The 16252-nt window shown below is 71.9% G+C and carries 13 protein-coding genes; 9 read left to right on the forward strand and 4 right to left on the reverse strand.

The features are described from left to right. The first annotated feature begins 71 nt into the window (after nt 1-71). From QF027_RS15755 to QF027_RS15765, 3 genes are read left to right on the forward strand one after another with little or no spacing between them, the layout of a single operon-like run. The gene (locus QF027_RS15755; RefSeq protein WP_307075186.1) at nt 72-662 is read left to right on the forward strand and encodes a toxin-antitoxin system, toxin component family protein; all 591 of its coding nucleotides are present in this window, start codon (nt 72-74) and stop codon (nt 660-662) included. Continuing rightward, nucleotides 659-1951, forward strand: coding sequence for an MAB_1171c family putative transporter (locus QF027_RS15760; protein ID WP_306981802.1), 1293 nt, complete (start codon nt 659-661; stop codon nt 1949-1951). The genes QF027_RS15755 and QF027_RS15760 overlap by 4 nt, the downstream gene beginning before the upstream one ends. Nucleotides 1952-1976: 25 nt before the next feature. Beyond that, nucleotides 1977-3380: an NAD(P)/FAD-dependent oxidoreductase gene (locus QF027_RS15765; protein ID WP_307082374.1), complete on the forward strand. Its 1404-nt coding sequence runs from the start codon at nt 1977-1979 to the stop codon at nt 3378-3380. Here the strand turns inward: QF027_RS15765 and QF027_RS15770 are convergent, their stop codons facing one another. From QF027_RS15770 to QF027_RS15785, 4 genes are all read right to left on the reverse strand, one after another. Then, complete coding sequence (locus QF027_RS15770) at nt 3381-4229, reverse strand: SMP-30/gluconolactonase/LRE family protein (RefSeq protein ID WP_306981799.1); 849 nt, start codon at nt 4227-4229, stop codon at nt 3381-3383. Next, entirely contained in the window at nt 4226-4999 is a 774-nt protein-coding gene (locus tag QF027_RS15775) for an IclR family transcriptional regulator (RefSeq protein WP_306981797.1), read from the reverse strand. The genes QF027_RS15770 and QF027_RS15775 overlap by 4 nt, the downstream gene beginning before the upstream one ends. A 240-nt stretch (nt 5000-5239) precedes the next feature. After that, a complete protein-coding gene (locus QF027_RS15780) occupies nt 5240-6463 on the reverse strand; it encodes a PucR family transcriptional regulator (protein WP_306981795.1) in 1224 nt (407 codons plus the stop codon). A gap of 3 nt (nt 6464-6466) precedes the next feature. Next, entirely contained in the window at nt 6467-6619 is a 153-nt protein-coding gene (locus QF027_RS15785) for a hypothetical protein (RefSeq protein ID WP_306981792.1), read from the reverse strand. Nucleotides 6620-6823: 204 nt separating this feature from the next. Here QF027_RS15785 and QF027_RS15790 point away from each other — a divergent pair, with 204 nt between their 5' ends. The 6 genes from QF027_RS15790 to QF027_RS15815 all read left to right on the forward strand — a co-directional run bounded on the left by QF027_RS15790 (nt 6824) and on the right by QF027_RS15815 (nt 16234). Then, entirely contained in the window at nt 6824-7813 is a 990-nt protein-coding gene (locus QF027_RS15790) for a DUF3068 domain-containing protein (protein WP_306981791.1), read from the forward strand. A gap of 193 nt (nt 7814-8006) precedes the next feature. Continuing rightward, nucleotides 8007-9188 (forward strand): glycosyltransferase family 4 protein, encoded by a 1182-nt coding sequence (locus QF027_RS15795; RefSeq protein ID WP_307075189.1) that lies wholly within the window; start codon nt 8007-8009, stop codon nt 9186-9188. Continuing rightward, complete coding sequence (locus QF027_RS15800; RefSeq protein ID WP_306981786.1) at nt 9185-9925, forward strand: class I SAM-dependent methyltransferase; 741 nt, start codon at nt 9185-9187, stop codon at nt 9923-9925. Before QF027_RS15795 ends, QF027_RS15800 begins: the two co-directional genes overlap by 4 nt. After that, nucleotides 9922-14115, forward strand: coding sequence for an alpha-(1->3)-arabinofuranosyltransferase domain-containing protein (locus QF027_RS15805; RefSeq protein WP_307082376.1), 4194 nt, complete (start codon nt 9922-9924; stop codon nt 14113-14115). Before QF027_RS15800 ends, QF027_RS15805 begins: the two co-directional genes overlap by 4 nt. Continuing rightward, complete coding sequence (locus tag QF027_RS15810) at nt 14112-15500, forward strand: condensation protein (RefSeq protein WP_307075191.1); 1389 nt, start codon at nt 14112-14114, stop codon at nt 15498-15500. Before QF027_RS15805 ends, QF027_RS15810 begins: the two co-directional genes overlap by 4 nt. Next, nucleotides 15497-16234 carry a class I SAM-dependent methyltransferase gene (locus QF027_RS15815; RefSeq protein WP_307075193.1) on the forward strand — a complete coding sequence of 246 codons (738 nt, stop codon included), beginning with the start codon at nt 15497-15499 and terminating at the stop codon, nt 16232-16234. The genes QF027_RS15810 and QF027_RS15815 overlap by 4 nt, the downstream gene beginning before the upstream one ends. The last annotated feature ends 18 nt before the right edge of the window (nt 16235-16252 follow it).

Genomic DNA, 16252 nt, shown 5'->3' on the forward strand with positions numbered 1-16252 from the left:
TGACGGGACAGTTCCGTGCGCGTAGTCTCGAACAGCCCGTCCTACGGCGGCGGGAGAGCTCAGGGGGTGGGATGGACATCGCGGGCGCGCGCAGGAGTGCGGCCCGGATCGCCTCGGCGCTACGACGCACCCGTGCGACCTCGGCCATGCGCGATCTGGTCTCCCACCTCACCGCCGCGGTCCGGGCCAGACCCCGTCCCCCGGCCGACGTGCCCGAGCTGTGCCGGGCCCTGTGCCAGGAGATGAGCGCGCGCCGCGGCGGCCGGCCCGTGGACCTGCGCTTCGAGCGGTTCCCCGACGAGATCGCGGTGACCGGACTGTGGGTGGAGTTCCAGGACTTCGACCTCGTCATCGTGGAGGAGCGGGCCGAGGAGATGCAGCAACTGGTCATCCTGGGCCATGAGTTGTGGCACCTGCACGCGGGCCACTCCCACCATCACGCGGCCGCGGCGGACGCGCTGGCCGGCCGGCCCGGCTGGGACTCCGTCGCGCTGACCGTGGCGGCCCGCAACGGCTCCCGCGCAGCGGACGAGGCCGAGGCCGACGACTTCGGGCACCGGCTGGCGGCCGCCTTCCGGCCGTTCGTCTGCGCACGCGGCTCCGGCGTACGGCCCGACCCCGTCCAGAGGTCCCTCGGCTACCGCGGAGGCCGAGGGCGGTGACCCACCCCGAACCGGCACCCCAACTGGCCGCCTCCATCACCGGCCTGTACGTCTCCTTCTGGCTCCCGGGTCTGGTCCTCACCGCCGCCCTGGTGATCAAACTGCCCAGCATCCTCAAGCTGTGGCGGGACCCGCTGCTGCGTGCCGTGGGCGGTCTGCTGCTGTTCGCCTGCGCGGTGTTCGTCTTCGCGGCCCCCAGCACCATCGCCTGGACCAACCGGGTCACCGGCGTCCCGAACATCGCGGCGCCCTGGGTCTACTCCCTGATCACCGCGCTGTCCGCGTCCTGGCTGCTGCTGGTCGTGCACTGGCGCAACGGCCTCACCGAGCGGTCGGCCGAGACGCGGCGCGCGACGCGATGGGTGGTCTACGCGTACGCGACGGTGGTGGTCGCGCTGTGGACGCTCTTCGCGCTCGCCGACGTCCCCGTGGAGCGGATCGAGGACCTGGACACGTACTACGCCAGTACGCCGTTCATGCGCGAGGAGATCCTGCTCTACCTGTTCGCACAGGCCCTGGCCTGCTCGATCACGACCCGGCTCGTGTGGAACTGGATCCGCACCGACGGCCTCAACGCGTGGTTGCGCTGGGGGCTGCGGTTCCTGGGCATCGGTTTCGCGACGAACCTGCTCTTCAGCGCGGCCAAGCTCACGGCCGTGGTGGCCCGGTGGACCGGGCACGACCTGGACTGGCTGAACACCAACATCGCGCCGTCGGCCGCCTGCATCGCGGCGACGCTGGTCGCGATCGGCTTCATCGTCCCGCACGCCGGCCAGTACCTGCACGAGCGCTGGCTGGTCCGCCGCCGCCACCGGGAACTGGGGCCCCTCGCCCGGCTGATGCGGACCGTCGCGGGCGGCCGCGAGCCGCTCGCCCTGCGCACCACCCCCGAGATGCGCCTCATCCGCCGCGAGACCTTCATCCGCGACGCGCTGCTCCAGCTGTCCCGGTTCCTCGACGAGGACCTGCGGACCCGTTCCTACGACGCGGCCGTCGCCCTCGGCTTCGAGCGCGGCCGCGCCCAGGCCCTCGCCGCCGCCGTGACGATCCTGGACGCCGTCGAGACCCGTCGGCACTCCCCGGACGCCGACGGCGACGGGGACCCCGACACCACATACCTGTTGCAGGAGATCGCGGCCGTGTCCGACGTCCTGCACAGCCCCGACGAGATCAAGGCGGTACGCGCCCGCGCGGCCGTCCCGGCAGAGAGCAAGTCCACGCATGAGCACTCCGTCTTCCCGGGGGACGACCTCCGGGTCCCCGGCAGAAAAGCAGGTCGGCGAGGGTGACCGGCGTGGACGTCGCGAGGCGGACCTGAGCGGGCGCCCCTCCCCCGCCAAGGTCGCCGTCGTCCTCGGCGGATCCCATACGGGCATGCTCGCGGCGGCCGCGCTGGCGGGCCTCGCCGACCGGGTCGTCGTGGTGGAGCGGGACGAGCTGCCCGGGACGCCCGCGCCCCGCAAGGGCCTGCCGCAGGCCCGGCACGCCCACATGCTCTGGTCGGGCGGGGTACGGGCCATGGAGGACCTCCTGCCGGGCGTCACCGGCACGCTGACGGACGCCGGGGCCCGCCGGGCGCCGGTCACCACCGACATGGTCGTCCTCTCGGCACACGGCTGGTTCCGGCGCTGGCCCGAGTCCCACCACGTGATCCTGGCCGGGCGGGACCTGCTGGACGCGACGGTCCGGACACGGGTCCTCGCGGACGACCGGGTCGAGGTGCTCGGCGGCACGGAGGTGCTGGGGCTGACGGGCGATGCGCGGGCGGTCACCGGGGTCCGGGTGCGGGAGCGCGACGGCCGCGAACGGACCATCGACGCGGGCATGGTCGTGGACGCGACCGGGCGGGCCTCCGGGACACCCCGCTGGCTGACGGACCTCGGGCTGCCGGCGCCGGAGCGGCGCGAGGTCGACTCCGGCCTGGCGTACGCGAGCCGCCTCTATCTCGCGCCCGAGCAGGCCCGCGACGGCTTCCCCGTCATCAATGTGCAGCCGGACACGCGGGCGGCCGGACCGGGCCGGGCGGGCTTTCTGCTGCCGATCGAGGACGGCCGGTGGATCGTCACCCTCAACGGCACGCGCGGAGGCGAACCGTCGCCCGCCGACGACGACTTCGTACGGTTCGCCCGCGAGGAGCTGCGGCATCCGCTGATCGGCGACCTGATCTCCCGGGCCGAGCCGCTGTCCGGCGTCTCCTTCACGCGGACGACCGTCAACCGGCGGTACTTCTACGAGCGGATGCCGGCCTGGCCGGAGAACTTCACGGTCCTCGGCGACGCGCTGGCCGCGTACAACCCGGTCTACGGGCACGGCCTGGCCGTCGGCGCCCAGAGCGCGCTCGTCCTGCGGGACCTGACGCGGCGGTACGGGTGGGGGAGCGCCGGGTTGTCGCGTCGGGTGCAGAAGGCGGTGGCCCGGCCGGTCGGGGCGGCGTGGGAGCTGGCGACCGGGCAGGACGTGTTCTATCCGGGGGCCTCGGAGAACGGCCCGACGGCACGGGACCGGGCCGTGGCCGCGTACGTCTCCCGACTCATGTACACGGCCACGGGCAACGGGCGCATCGCCCGCCGCGTCACCGACGTGACGTCGCTGGAGCGGCGGGCGGAGGTGTTGCTGACGCCGGGTGTCCTGTTGGCGGCGGCGGTGGGTCCGTTGAAGCCGACACTGACCGAACCGCCCCTGACCGCGGAGGAGTTGAAGAGGGCGGAGCTTCGGTAGTCAGCCCGCGAACGGCTGTTGCGCCACGCCCTTCCCGGCCCCCGGTACCACCAGCAGTGAGCCCGCCACCGGGTGCGGGGCGTCCAGCCCCACCCGTGCGGTCGTGATGTACAGGTCGGTCAGGTCCGGGCCGCCGAACGCGCACGCGGTGACGCGCGGGATCGGGAGGGTGATCACGTGGTCGAGGGTGCCGTCGGGGGTGTAGCGGCGGACCGCTCCCCCGTCCCACAGGGCGACCCAGACGCATCCGTCGGCGTCGACCGTGAGCCCGTCGGGGAAACCGGCGCCGTCCTCGATCTCGACGAAGGACCGGCGGTCGGAGAGCCGCCCGCTCTCGTGGTCGAAGACGTCGACGCGGCGGGTGGGCGAGTCGATGTAGTACATGAGCCGGCCGTCCGGGCTCCACCCGGTGCCGTTGCTGACGGCCACGTCGTCGAGGACGGTGCGGTGGGTGCCGTCACCCGTGATCCGGGACAGGGTGCCGCCGCCCGGTGCCTCGTCGTAGCGCATGGTGCCCGCCCACAGAGAGCCGTCGGGGGCGACGGCGGCGTCGTTGGCCCGGCGGCCGGGGACGGGCTCGTGGTGGAGCCAGCGGAAGGAGTCGTCGGGGTCCAGCAGGGCCACGCCGTCGCGGAGGTTGAGGACGAGTCCGCCGCCCGCGCGCGGCTTGACGGCGCCGATGTGCTGGTCCAGGACGCGGACCGTGCGGTGGCCGGAGAGGGGGTCGTAGGTGTGGAGCCGGGCGCCGAGGATGTCGATCCACAGGAGCCGCTCACCGTCCCACGTGGGCCCCTCACCAAGGGTGGCCTCGGCGCGTACGGCGACCTCGTACGTCGTGAAGCGGGTCATCCCACGCTCCGGTGGCCGAGGCGCTCGGACAGCTCGGCGGCGCCCTTGGCGGCGAGCTGCTCCAGCTCGACGCGGCGGTCGTCGCTCCAGCGGATCATCGGCACGGAGATGGAGAGCGCGGCGACGACCTGCCCGGTGCGGTCGCGGACCGGGGCGGCCACGCAGGACACGTCCGGGTTGGACTCACGGTTCTCGACGGCGACTCCGCGCTGCCGGATCTCGTCGAGGGCCTCGCGCAGGGCCGCGGGGTCGGTGATGCTGTTGGGCGTCATACCGGCGAGCGGAGTGTCGTCCGGGATGCGGGAGGCGAGCTGCGGCTCCGAGAGGGAGGCGAGGAGCATCTTGCCGACGGAGGTGCAGTGCGCGGGCAGCCGCCGGCCGGCGGCCGACACCATCCGCACCGCGTGCGTCGAGTCGACCTTGGCGATGTAGATGACGTCGGTGCCCTCGAGGATCGCCACGTGTACGGTCTCGTCGCAGGTCTCGGCGACGGACCGGGCGACCTGCTGGCCCTCGGCGGCGAGGTCGAGCTGCTCGGCGTACCGGCTGCCGAGCTGGTAGGGCCGCACGCCGAGCCGGTAGCGTCCCGGCTGGCCCGGGACCTGGACGATGTACGACCGGGCGGCGAGAGTGGTCACCAGCTCGTGCACGGTGGTGCGCGGCAGCTGCAACCGGCGCACGATGTCGGGGGCGGAGAGCGTCCCGTCTCCGTCGAGGAAGAGCTCCAGAATATCGAGAGCCCGGGTCACGGCAGGTACGAGGCGTCCCACAACCGGCCCCCTCTCTTTGTGTCTAAGGCGTCTGCGTTCGAAATTTCAACAGACGATCGGCATGACGAACACAGGCTAGCGACAGGCTGTTTCCTCCGGCAATGGTCATGCGGGTCACGAACTCCCCATCCGGCCCGTTTCCGCAGGAAGGGCAGGGGTGCGAGCTGCCGGTTCCGGTGTGTTCGTGTGCGACACGTCACATTGCGTGTGTACTCACAGGTGGCTCGGGGCGACCGCCTCTCACGGCAGCTCTCCCCGTAACCGCCGAGCCCGCAGGACCAGCTCCAGCTCGAACCGCCGGTCCGGGTCGTCGATCTCGTCGCCCCACAGCTCCCGGATCTGGCGGAGGCGGTAGCGGACGGTCTGGGGGTGGACGCCCAGGCGGGCCGCTACTTCCGGGGCCCCGCCCCTCGTCTCCAGCCAGGCCAGCAACGTCTCCGCGAGGCGGCGGCCGTGGGTGGGGCCGCAGTGCCGCAGGGGGGCCAGGCAGCGCAGGGCCAGATCGTCGATCAGCTCCTCCGGCTGGAGCAGGACCAGGGCCTCGGTGTGTTCGGTGCAGTACAGGACGTCCCCGGCGGGGAGCAGATCGCGTTCCATCAGCCGTACGGCGGCCTCGGCCCAGCGGAGGGACTTCGCCGCGTCGGCGAGCGGGACCGGGGGTCCTATCGCGCCCGCCCAGCCGGTCAGGGCCCGGTGCAGGAGTTCGGGGCGGCCCGCCGCGCCCGGTTCCGGGACGACCATGCGGGGCTGTTCGTAGTCCATGTCCAGGAGGACGCCCTGGCCCACCGCGGGGGGCACCGCCTCACGGGCCGGACGGAGCAGGACGCCGACCGCCACCTTCTTCGGGAGGGGCCAGCCGATGCGGGCCGCGCGTTCCGTCAGCGCGTCCGCCGGATCGCCCCGGTGGCGTTCGGCCAGGAGTAACTCCATCAGGCGGCGCTGGAGGCGCAGACGCTCGCCCGCCTGGCGTGCCGCCGCCTCCGCGTAGCCCCGGACCGACTGGTCGACCAGGCCGTCCAGGTACTCGTAGCCCGCGTCCACCAGCTCGTACATCGCCGGCGGCGGGATCTCCACGCGCTGGCCGATGTCGGCGAACCGGCGCCAGGCCAGGCGGACGCCCATGCGGTAGATCGCCTGGAGGGAGTCCAGGCTGCGTCCGTTCAGGCCCTCGCCCCGGCCGAACTCCTGGAAGACACCCGGGGGGACCGTCGGGCGACCCTCAGCCGTTTCCAGGTGCTGGACGAAGACCTCGATCGCGCGGCGGATGCCGACCAGCGCCATCGGTTCGCCGGACTCGTCGAGGATCACCGGCAGGTGGGGGTACTCGCGGCGGATCTCGCGCAGGATCTCCTCCGCGAGGGCCGGCGCCTCGGCCATGGCGATGGCCGCGAAACGGCGGACCTGGAGGCGGGGGACGTCGTGCCAGGCCGAGCGGGCGTTCACAGTTGCCGGGCGGGCGGGCACGGGTCAACTCCCCTGGTCCGTCTGCTCGTAGGTGATCAAGGGGGTGTTGGGCTGCTCGGGCGTCGCCTCCAGCAGCGCGACGATGCCGAGCGCGGCACCGAGGGCGAGCAAAGCGGAGGCCACGACGGTCAGTGCGGCGGCGAGCAGTCTGGACATCGCAGGGGCAGCCTCTCTCGAGCGGCTCGATCCGGCGTACGTCCCCACCCGGAACCCGTCCGGTACCCACCCTGCCTGTCGCCCCAGTGTCGACAGGACATTGACAATCCGTCAAGACATTGACACCCCTCGCTCAGACGCCTTACGGTCTCCGGCCCATAGAGCGGCCCGAACTCCGTCAACTCACGCCACTGGAGTGTCCGGATGCGCCGTACAGCCTCTCCAATCTCCCTGATTCTGCTGGGACTCGGCACGTTTCTGCTGGTACTGGCGCCACTGCTCGCGTGGTACGTGACTCCACGGGCCGCCCTGAATCCGATCAACATCGACCAGACCGCCGTCTACCGCGGCACGGGCAGCGTCTTCGACACCGAGCAGGTGAAGACCGTCCCCGACCAGCGGATCACCGTCACCCAGCGGGTGCGCGGCAACGTCGAGGACAGTGAGCGCAGCGACGGAGCCGCGGTGTGGGACGTCACCACGACCGTCGACACCGACAAGTCGCTGCCGGCCTCCGACCCGCACGACGCGCTGGAGTTCGTCCCGCACCGCTGGGTGATGGACCGCAAGACCACCAAGCCGGTGCACTGCTGCGGCGAGAAGCCGTACATCGAGGGCGAGGCCTATCTGAAGTTCCCCTTCGACGTGCAGCGGCGCTCCTACCAGTGGTGGGACAACTCCCTGGGTTCGACGGTGACTTTGCGTTACCAGGGTACGAAGAAGGTTCAGGGGTACACGGGTTACCGGTTCACCGGCACGGTCGCCCCGGCGAAGGTCGGAACACGGCTGGTGCCGGGCACGATCGTGGACGAGCCCGGACGGCCGCAGGTGCTGGCCGAGGAGTGGTACTCCAACCACGGCATCGAGCTGGTCGTCGACCAGCGCACCGGCCGGGTGGTCTACGCACAGGTGGGCCCGAAGCGCACCCTGCGGGCGCCCGGCGCGAAGAAGGACGCCGTGGTCCTGCTGGACAGCCGGAAGATCGCGTTCACCACCGCGACCCAGAAGGAAGCGGTGCGGCTGGCGAAACGGGACAGCGGCCAACTGCGCGCGGTGGGCGAGACGTTGCCGATCGGGGCGGCTGTGGCTGGATTCGTGCTGGCTGCCGTGGGGGGCGTTTTGGTGGTACGGGGACGCAGGCGCCCCGAGTCCACCGATATGAGCGATACACCCGAGCCCGTTCTCACAATGTGACTGGACGTCAGCTCTAATAAGCCCGGAAATTGTCACGTGGGTGAGTAGCCACGGCGTACGGGTGGGCGAAAACTGTGCCACCCCACCTGAACACAGCCCGTCCACACCCTCCCCCTGAGAAGCACTCAGTCCCCCCACAACCAGCCGGAAAGACACTGCTGAGTTCCGCACCCTGAGACGAGTTGGAGCACCCATGCCCCAGCACGTGCCCCATCCGCTGCACACGCCTCCCCAGGCGTCGCAGCGGCAACCCTCATCGCACAGCCCGCACCACTCCTCGGCGCTCCCCCCACCTCCGCGCCGAATCGTTTTCCTCGCCCATCGTGACCTGGACAATCCCGCGGCCGGCGGCTCCGAACTGCTGGTCGACCGGCTCGCCGACGGACTGACCCGGCTCGGCCACCAGGTGACCCTCCTGTGCGGCGGCCCGGCCTCCTACCGGGACTACCGCGTCGTGTCGGCGGGCGGCGAGTTCGGCCACTACCTGCGCGCCCGTACGGCCTTCGCCCGCCAGATCGGCGAGACCGACCTGCTGGTCGAGGTGTGCAACGGCATGCCGTACCTCGCGCCCCTGTGGCACCACGGCCCGACCCTGTGTCTGGTCAACCATGTGCACACCGACCTGTGGAAGATGCGGTTCGGCGGGCCCCTGGCCCCGGCCGCCCGGATCGGCCGAAGACTCGAACACTGGGCCCTGGCCGGTGCGGCGGCCAGACACCGGAGCCTGCTGGTCGCCGTGTCTCCGTCGACGGCTCACGCCCTGCGGGCGATCGGAGTCGAGCGGGACCGTATCCGTGTCGTGCACAACGGCGTCGAGGAGCCGGAGCCACTCGTCCGCCGCTCGCCCGAACCGCTCTTCGTCGCCGTGGGCCGGCTGGTCGAGTACAAGCGGATCGATCTGCTGCTGAGGCTCTGGGAGCGGGTGCGGCCGGTGACCGGTGGCCGGCTGGTGATCGTCGGCGACGGGCCCGAGCGGTCCCGTCTGGAGCGACTCGCCGGTCCCGGCGTGGAGTTCACCGGACATGTCTCCGAGGCCGAGAAGCACCGGCTGCTGTGCGAGGCGTGGCTGCTGCTTCATCCCTCGGCCGTGGAGGGCTGGGGGCTGGTCGTCACCGAGGCCGCGACCCGAAAGACGCCGACCATCGCCTTCGATGTGCCCGGACTGCGGGACTCCGTCGTGGACGGGAAGACGGGAGTGCTGGCGCGGGGCGAGTCCTCGTTCGCCGCCGCCTGGTGCACGCTCGCCCTGTCGGGGCATCGCCGTGAGCTGATGGGCAAGGCCGCCCAGGACCGGGCGGCCCGGTATCGCTGGCACCGGACCGTCAGACAGTTCCGGGCTGTCGCCGCCGAGGCGGTGAGGGGCTGGGGACCGTGACACGGCCTCGGGCGAAGGACCCCTCCCTTCGGCGTTCCCTCACCCTCTTCCGGGCCTTCCTCCATGAGCAGGACGACCCCGAGTCCTGCTACGCGCTGCTCGCCCGCGACGCCGTGGACCAGGTCGAGGCCTACGACGGTCCCGTCGCCGGCCGTACCGTCGTGGACGTCGGCGGCGGCAGCGGTTACTTCACCGAGGAGTTCCGCAGACGCGGTGCCGACGCGTTCCTCTTCGAGCCCGATCCGAGCGAACTGGGAGCGAAGCCACCCGACTCCACCGTGATCGCCGACGGCTATCTGCTCCCCCTGCGGGACGCGGCCGCCGACGTCACCTTCTCCTCCAACGTGCTGGAGCACGTGGCCGATCCGGAGACCTTCCTCAGTGAGCTCGTGCGGGTCACCCGGCCCGGTGGGCTGATCTACGTGTCGTTCACCAACTGGCTGTCGCCGTGGGGCGGTCACGAGTGGGCGCCCTGGCACTACCTGGGCGCCGAACGGGCCCGTGCCCGCTATCGGCGCCGTACCGGAAAGGCCGCGAAGCACACCCTCGGCGAGAACCTGTTCGCCGTGCACATCGGCCCGACCCTGCGGCAGGTGCGTGCCCGGGACGACGTCACGGTCGTCTCGGCGCGCTCCCGCTACTGGCCCTTCCTCGCGGAGACCGTCGTCAGGGCTCCCGGGATCCGCGAGGTGGCCACCTGGAACCTCCTCCTCATCCTCCGGCGGTGTCCACCATGACGACGTCCACGGTCCAGGCCCCTCCTCCGGCGGCCGTTCCCACCACCGCGAGCATGTCGGGCCCCCCGGAGGGCCCGCGGTCGCGGCGCTGGCTGCTGGGCTTCTGGGCCGTGGTCTTCGTGCTGTTCCTCGTGGTGCACCCGGGCCGGCAGACCTTCGACACCAAGCTGGGCGTCACCACAGACCCGGGGCGCTTCCTCGCCGATCTCGGGCAGTTGTGGCACGACCAGGGCTCCTTCGGCGGCATCCAGGACCAGTACGTCGGCTATCTGTGGCCGATGCTGCCGTTCTACTGGCTGGGCCACGCAATCCAGCTGCCGGTGTGGCTGGTGGAGCGGCTGTGGCTGTCGGTGGTCGTGTCGGTCGCCTTCTGGGGCGCGCTGCGGCTGGCCGAGCGGCTGCGCGTGGGCAACGGGGCGTCCCGGCTGCTCGCCGCCGTCGCGTACGCGCTGTGGCCGACCTTCACCATCGTGATCGGCTCGACCTCCGCCGCCGCGCTGCCCGGTGCCTTCCTGCCGTGGGTGCTGCTGCCGCTGACGAACGAGCGCCACAGCGCCCGGATCGCCGCCCTGCGCTCGGCGCTGATCATCCCCTTCATGGGCGGGGTGAACGCGGCCTCCACGCTGGCCTGTCTGCTGCCCGTCGGCCTGTATCTCCTCTCCCGGCCACCCGGGCCCCGGCAGCGCAAGCTGATCGCCTGGTGGGTACCGGGCGTGATCCTGGCGACGGCCTGGTGGGTGATCCCCCTGCTGCTGCTCGGCCTCTACGGCGAGAACTTCCTGCCGTACGTCGAGAGCGCGCGGACCACGACCGAGACGATGTCGGCGACGGAGGCCCTGCGCGGGGCCGGGAACTGGGTCGCCTATCTGCACCTGGGGGAGGCGTGGCTGCCGGCCGGCTGGACCGTGGCCTCCTCGGTGATCGTGATCCTCTGCTCGGCGCTCGCGGCCGGTCTCGGACTCGCGGGCCTGGCGCGGCGGGACATGCCGGAGCGCCGGTGGCTGGTGCTGACCGTGCTGACGGCGGTCCTGGTGCTGCTCGCGGGATACGGCGGCGCGTTCGGCGCACCCTTCCACGGGCTCGTGCAGGACTGGCTGAACGGCGGCCTCGCCCCCTTCCGCAACATCTACAAGTTCCAGCCGGGGCTGGCGCTCGCGCTGGTGCTGGGCCTCGCCCATCTGGTGGGCACGGCCGCCGAACCGCGCGGGGCACGTGAGATGAGAGGACGCCGGTACGCCCCGCTGATCGCGGCGGTCCTCGTCCTGCCCGGGCTGATGTGGCCGTATCTCAACGGCACGATCCTGAACCCGGGCTCCTTCCAGCAACTGCCCAAGTACTGGCAGTCCACGGCCGACTGGCTGGAGAAGTACTCCCCCGACTCGCGCGCCCTCGTCGTCCCCGCGACCGCGCACGGCATCTACACCTGGGGCTCCCCCATCGACCAGCCGCTCGACGTGCTCGCCGAGTCCCGGTGGGCGCAACGGGACTACGTCCCCTTCGGCACCCCCGGCAACCGGCGCGCGACGGACGCGGTCGAGCAGGCGCTGCTGACCGGCGGTGAGATCCCTGGGCTCGCCGACTACTTGAGCCGAGCCGGGGTCTATTACGTCGTCGTCCGCAACGACCTCGACCCGGACCAGATCGGCACCGTGTCGTCCTCGGTCGTCAAGCGGGCCCTCGAACAGTCCGGCTACGAGCGGGTGACGGGCCTCGGACCGCTCATGACGGGCGGGAAGATCGCGAACGACACCCCGCTCCAGATCGAAGGGCTGTACCCGAGGCAGCGGGCGGTGGAGATCTTCCGTCCGGCGAGCGAGGACGTGCCACGGCCCGGTCAGGCGGGGCTGCTGCCGGTCGCCGACACCGTCCAGGTGTCCGGCGGACCCGAGTCGCTGCTGCCACTGGCGACCGAACTGCGGGGTCGGGCAACCGTGTTGACCGGCGACAACCACCCGGGGCTCGGCACCCCGCCGGTCCAGATCGTCGGCGACGGGCTACGGCGCGCGGACACCCGGTTCGGGCTCGTCAACGCGAACACCTCGTACACGTACACCGCCGACGAGCGGAACGCCTCCGGGGCCGCCCAGGACGCCGGCGAGAAACCGCACCAGATCCTGCCGACCAAGGGACTCTCGCACCAGACGGTGGCCGAACTGCGCGGCGCCCGCACGGTGACAGCGTCGTCGTACGGCAACTGGCTGTTCCACCTCCCGCAGTTCGACCCGGTCAACGCCTTCGACGGCAACCCGGACACCGCCTGGGCGGAAGGCGTGGCGGGCTCGCCGGACGGGCAGTGGCTGCGGATCGGGTTCGCCGACCCCGCGTACGACATGCCCTCGTCGTTCAAGGTCACGCCGTTGCCGCAGGAGAGCGTGCGGTCGGCGGCGACCAAGGTGCGGGTGGAGACGGAGAACGGCTCGCGCACCAGTTTCCTGCGGGCCGACGGATCGACACAGAGCATCAAGTCCCCTCCCGGTACGACGGGTTGGATGAAACTGACGATCGTCGACTCGGTGGCGCGCCGGACCGGTCTCGCCGGGGCCGGGTTCTCCGAGATCGACCTGCCGGACGTGCAGGTGACCCGGCTGCTGCGGCTGCCGGCCGACGCGGACTCCTCCGACGCGCCCGCCGAGATCGTCTCCCTGCACCGCGTCCCCGACCCGGCCGGGATCTCCCCGACCGGCACCGAGGCCGGCCTGCACCGCCGCTTCGACACGGCGGCCTCCGGAACGTACTCGGTGAAGGCGAGCGCGGTGCCGGTGTCCGGGGAGGAACTCGACAGGCTGCTGTACGAGGTCGCTCCCGACCAGCGCAACCGCATCACCGCGACCGCCGACTCCACGGCCACCCTCGGCACGGGCCTGTCCGCCCGCAACCTCACCGACGGCGACCTCACCACGGCCTGGATCGCGGGCGACCGGCCCACCGTCCACCTCAGCTGGAACGGCAAACAGCCCATCGGGGAAGTGGTACTGGCGCCCGCCGGCGGACTCTCCGCCCGTCCCACCGAGGTCGACATCACCTCGCCCGACGGCGCCACGGTCGCCGGTGTCGACGAGAACGGCGCGGTGCGCTTCCCGGCGATCACGACCGACCGCCTCGACATCACGATCACCAAGACGGCCCCGCTGACCCTGCACAACCCGGTCGCGGACGAGGATCTCCAACTCCCGGTGGGGCTCACGGAGGCCTACATCCCGGCCCTCGACCAGTACCGGACTCCGCAGCCGAAGGCCACGCGGACGTTCTCCCTGCCGTGCGGCAAGGGGCCGGTGCTGGCGGTCGACGGGAAGCTGTACCAGACCGGCGTGTCGGGCCGGATCCGGGACCTGACCGAGCGGCGCGAGCTGACGGTGACGCTCTGTCAGTCGGGCCGCTCGGACGCCGAGTTGTCCCTCGCCTCCGGTGAGCACGTCGTCGAGGGCGGGGACGCCGGGCCGCTCGCCCTGACCGGCATCACGCTGACCCGCGGCACCGTCGCCGAACCGACCTCCCTCACAAGGGAATTGCGGATACAGGACTGGCTGGGCGACAAACGCGAGGTGACCGTGGGGTCGGGCGCCGCCTCGTACCTCACGACGTACGAGAACTACAACGACGGCTGGAAGGCCACCCTGAACGGGAAGTCGCTGTCCCCGTTGCGGCTCGACGGCTGGCAGCAGGGCTGGCGCATCCCCGCGGGCGCGGGCGGCACGGTGAAGCTGTCGTACGAGCCCGCGACGACCTACGACGGCGCGCTGATCGGCAGCGGGGTCGCCCTGGCGGTGCTGGTGGGCCTGGTGCTGTGGCGCAGGCGCTCCCCGAACCCCGACGAACCGCAGCAGGTGCCTCCGGCGCCGGGGGTGTGGCTCGGGGTGGTGGCGCTCACGGTGGTGGGCGTGGTCATCGCGGGCTGGTTCGCCCTGCTGGTCCCGGCGTTGGCACTGCTCGCGTCCCGGCGCCATGCACTCCTGGTGCCGATCGCCTTCGTGGCACTGGCCGGGGCGGGGATCGCCGCGGCGGTCGGAGCCGGTGAGCCGGTGGGCGCATCGGACGGGGCATTCGGTCACGTGGCCCAACTCCTCGCACTGATGGGGCTGTTCGCGGCCTTGGTGAGTGTGGGTGAGCGGGAGACACCCCCCGAGTCCGAGGCACCGACACAGCAACTGCCGCCGGTCGAGGTGAGCAAGGGGAGGACGGAACCGACATGACCCCACCGACACGCATCCCGTTCCCGGTGGTCGACGAGGTCTCCCGCCACTGCCTCCAGGAGGAGGAACCGGAGACGGTCCACATCGAGGTGCATCTGCCGGGACGGCTGGACCAGTCCCGGCTCCGGAAGGCGTTCCTGGAGGCCCTGCACCGCCACCCGCGGATCCTGATGCGGGAGGCCCCGGGGGGTCGGTACCGCCGCCGCTACGAGTGGGAGCTGACGGCGGAGCCGGATGTGGAGGTGGTGACCTTTCCGGAGCCGGGTCCGAACGCATTGCGGAACGCGAGGACGAGGGCACTGGTCGAGGCACCCCCACTGTCACTGTCCCCACCGATACGACTGGAGGTGGTGGAGGGTGCGGGCCCGGCAGAGGGCAGCGAGGCAACAGACATGGTCGGCCTGCACCCACCTCTTAAGGGGCGCGGGGCTGTATCGACAAGCGGCTCCGCCGCGGGGCGCGACCAGACCCCACCGAGCCGCACCCGAAATACGACCGTCCTCTTCCTCACCATCAACCACACCGCCCTCGACGGCCCCGCCTGCCTCCGCATCCTCGCCACGGCGGCAGAAATCTACGGCGGCAAGGACAACTCCCCCGCAGCCCCACCCCTCCGCGCCCCGGACACCCCCCAGCAACCGGAGACCCCCTCCAACTGGACCCGCCCCGCCCGCGTAGCGCCAGGCGCCCCCGAACCCTCCCCCGGCAACGGCCTCCTCGTCACCGAACTCCCCCTCCCCCACCGCCCCAAGGGCTCCCCCTACACGGTCAACGACCAGCTCATGGTCACCACAGCCCTGACGATCGCCCACTGGAACAGGGAACACGGCGCCCACCCCCGCCCCCTCCGCATCACGATGCCCGTCGACGACCGCCCGAGGGACACCACGATGCCGATAGGGAACGGCACCCGCCTGGTAGAAGTCCCCTTCTCGCCGGACGAGTTGAAACACACCTTCGAAGACATGCCGACGTTCCTGCGCCGCACGGCACAACGCACACGCGCCCTCAAATCCCTCACCCGCCCCCAACTGGGCCACGGTGCGAGCCTGCTCACCGCCCCGGTCACCCCGGTGACCTGGCGTGCGGCCCTCACCCGCGGCCTGCGCAGAGCCGCCGCCCCCTGGACCTCGACCACGCTGCTCAGCAACATCGGCCGCGTCCCGTACCCCTTGGACTTCGGTGAGGAGGCCGGCCGCGCGCACGCCGTGTGGTTCTCGGCGCCCGCGAGGATGCCCCGCGGCCTCACGGTCACGACCGCCTCCACCGCGGGCCGGCTCCACCTCGCGCTGCGCTGGTCACGTGCCCTGCTCAGCCACGGCGACGGCACCCACCTGCGGGACCTGTTCGAGCACTACCTGCACACCACGGAGGTGGCCCCGTGAACACCACCGCACCCCCGCGCCGCGGCGGCCTCAGAGACTTCTACGAGGACCCCGCCGTCCCCGTCGCCTCCGGCACCCCCCGCTCACTGCGCCAGGCCCGCATGCTGGCCACGGCCCTCGGAGCCCCCGGAGAGGCCCGGCGGACCGTCCTCGACATCGGCTGCGGCGACGGCACCGCGGCCGCCACGGCGGCACCGCTCCTCACCGGCCACACGATCGTCGGCGTCGACTGGTCCCAGGACGCCCTGAAACGCGCCCGCACCCGGCTGCCCTACGCCGTCCGGGGCGAACTCACCGGCACTGGACTGCCGTTCGGGTCCGCGTCCGTCGACGCCGTGCTGTTCAGCGAGGTCGTCGAGCATCTCGTCGACCCGGACGCCGCGCTCGACGAGATCCGCCGCATCCTGCGCCCGGGAGGTCATCTCATGCTGTCCACACCCAACCTGGCCGCCTGGTACAACCGCGGACTGCTGCTGGCCGGAGTCCAGCCGGTGTTCTCGGAGGTGAGCCTGCGGGCGATCCACGGCAGGCCGGGGCGGGAGGTCGTGGGGCATCTGCGGCTGTACACGGCCCGTGCGCTGCGGGAGTTCGTCGCGTCGGCCGGTTTCGAGGTCGTACGACTGGAGGGGGCGCCCTTCCACGGTGTGCCGCGTCCCCTGCGCGCACTGGACCGGCTGGCGTGTGCCAGACCGTCGCTCGCGTCGATCCTGCTGCTGCACGCGCGCAAGACCTAGGGGGCGGGACGATGTGGT

Origin of the sequence: Streptomyces canus (assembly GCF_030816965.1) — a bacterium.
In the GTDB taxonomy this organism is placed as follows: Bacteria; Actinomycetota; Actinomycetes; order Streptomycetales; family Streptomycetaceae; genus Streptomyces; species Streptomyces canus_E.

Excerpts from the sequence above, each read along its gene's own strand:
- QF027_RS15810 (WP_307075191.1), top strand. The coding sequence starts at position 14,112 with ATGACCCCACCGACACGCATCCCGTTCCCGGTGGTCGACGAGGTCTCC.
- QF027_RS15770 (WP_306981799.1), bottom strand. The coding sequence starts at position 4,229 with ATGACCCGCTTCACGACGTACGAGGTCGCCGTACGCGCCGAGGCCACC.
- QF027_RS15795 (WP_307075189.1), top strand. The coding sequence starts at position 8,007 with ATGCCCCAGCACGTGCCCCATCCGCTGCACACGCCTCCCCAGGCGTCG.
- QF027_RS15755 (WP_307075186.1), top strand. The coding sequence starts at position 72 with ATGGACATCGCGGGCGCGCGCAGGAGTGCGGCCCGGATCGCCTCGGCG.
- QF027_RS15785 (WP_306981792.1), bottom strand. The coding sequence starts at position 6,619 with ATGTCCAGACTGCTCGCCGCCGCACTGACCGTCGTGGCCTCCGCTTTG.
- QF027_RS15805 (WP_307082376.1), top strand. The coding sequence starts at position 9,922 with ATGACGACGTCCACGGTCCAGGCCCCTCCTCCGGCGGCCGTTCCCACC.
- QF027_RS15790 (WP_306981791.1), top strand. The coding sequence starts at position 6,824 with ATGCGCCGTACAGCCTCTCCAATCTCCCTGATTCTGCTGGGACTCGGC.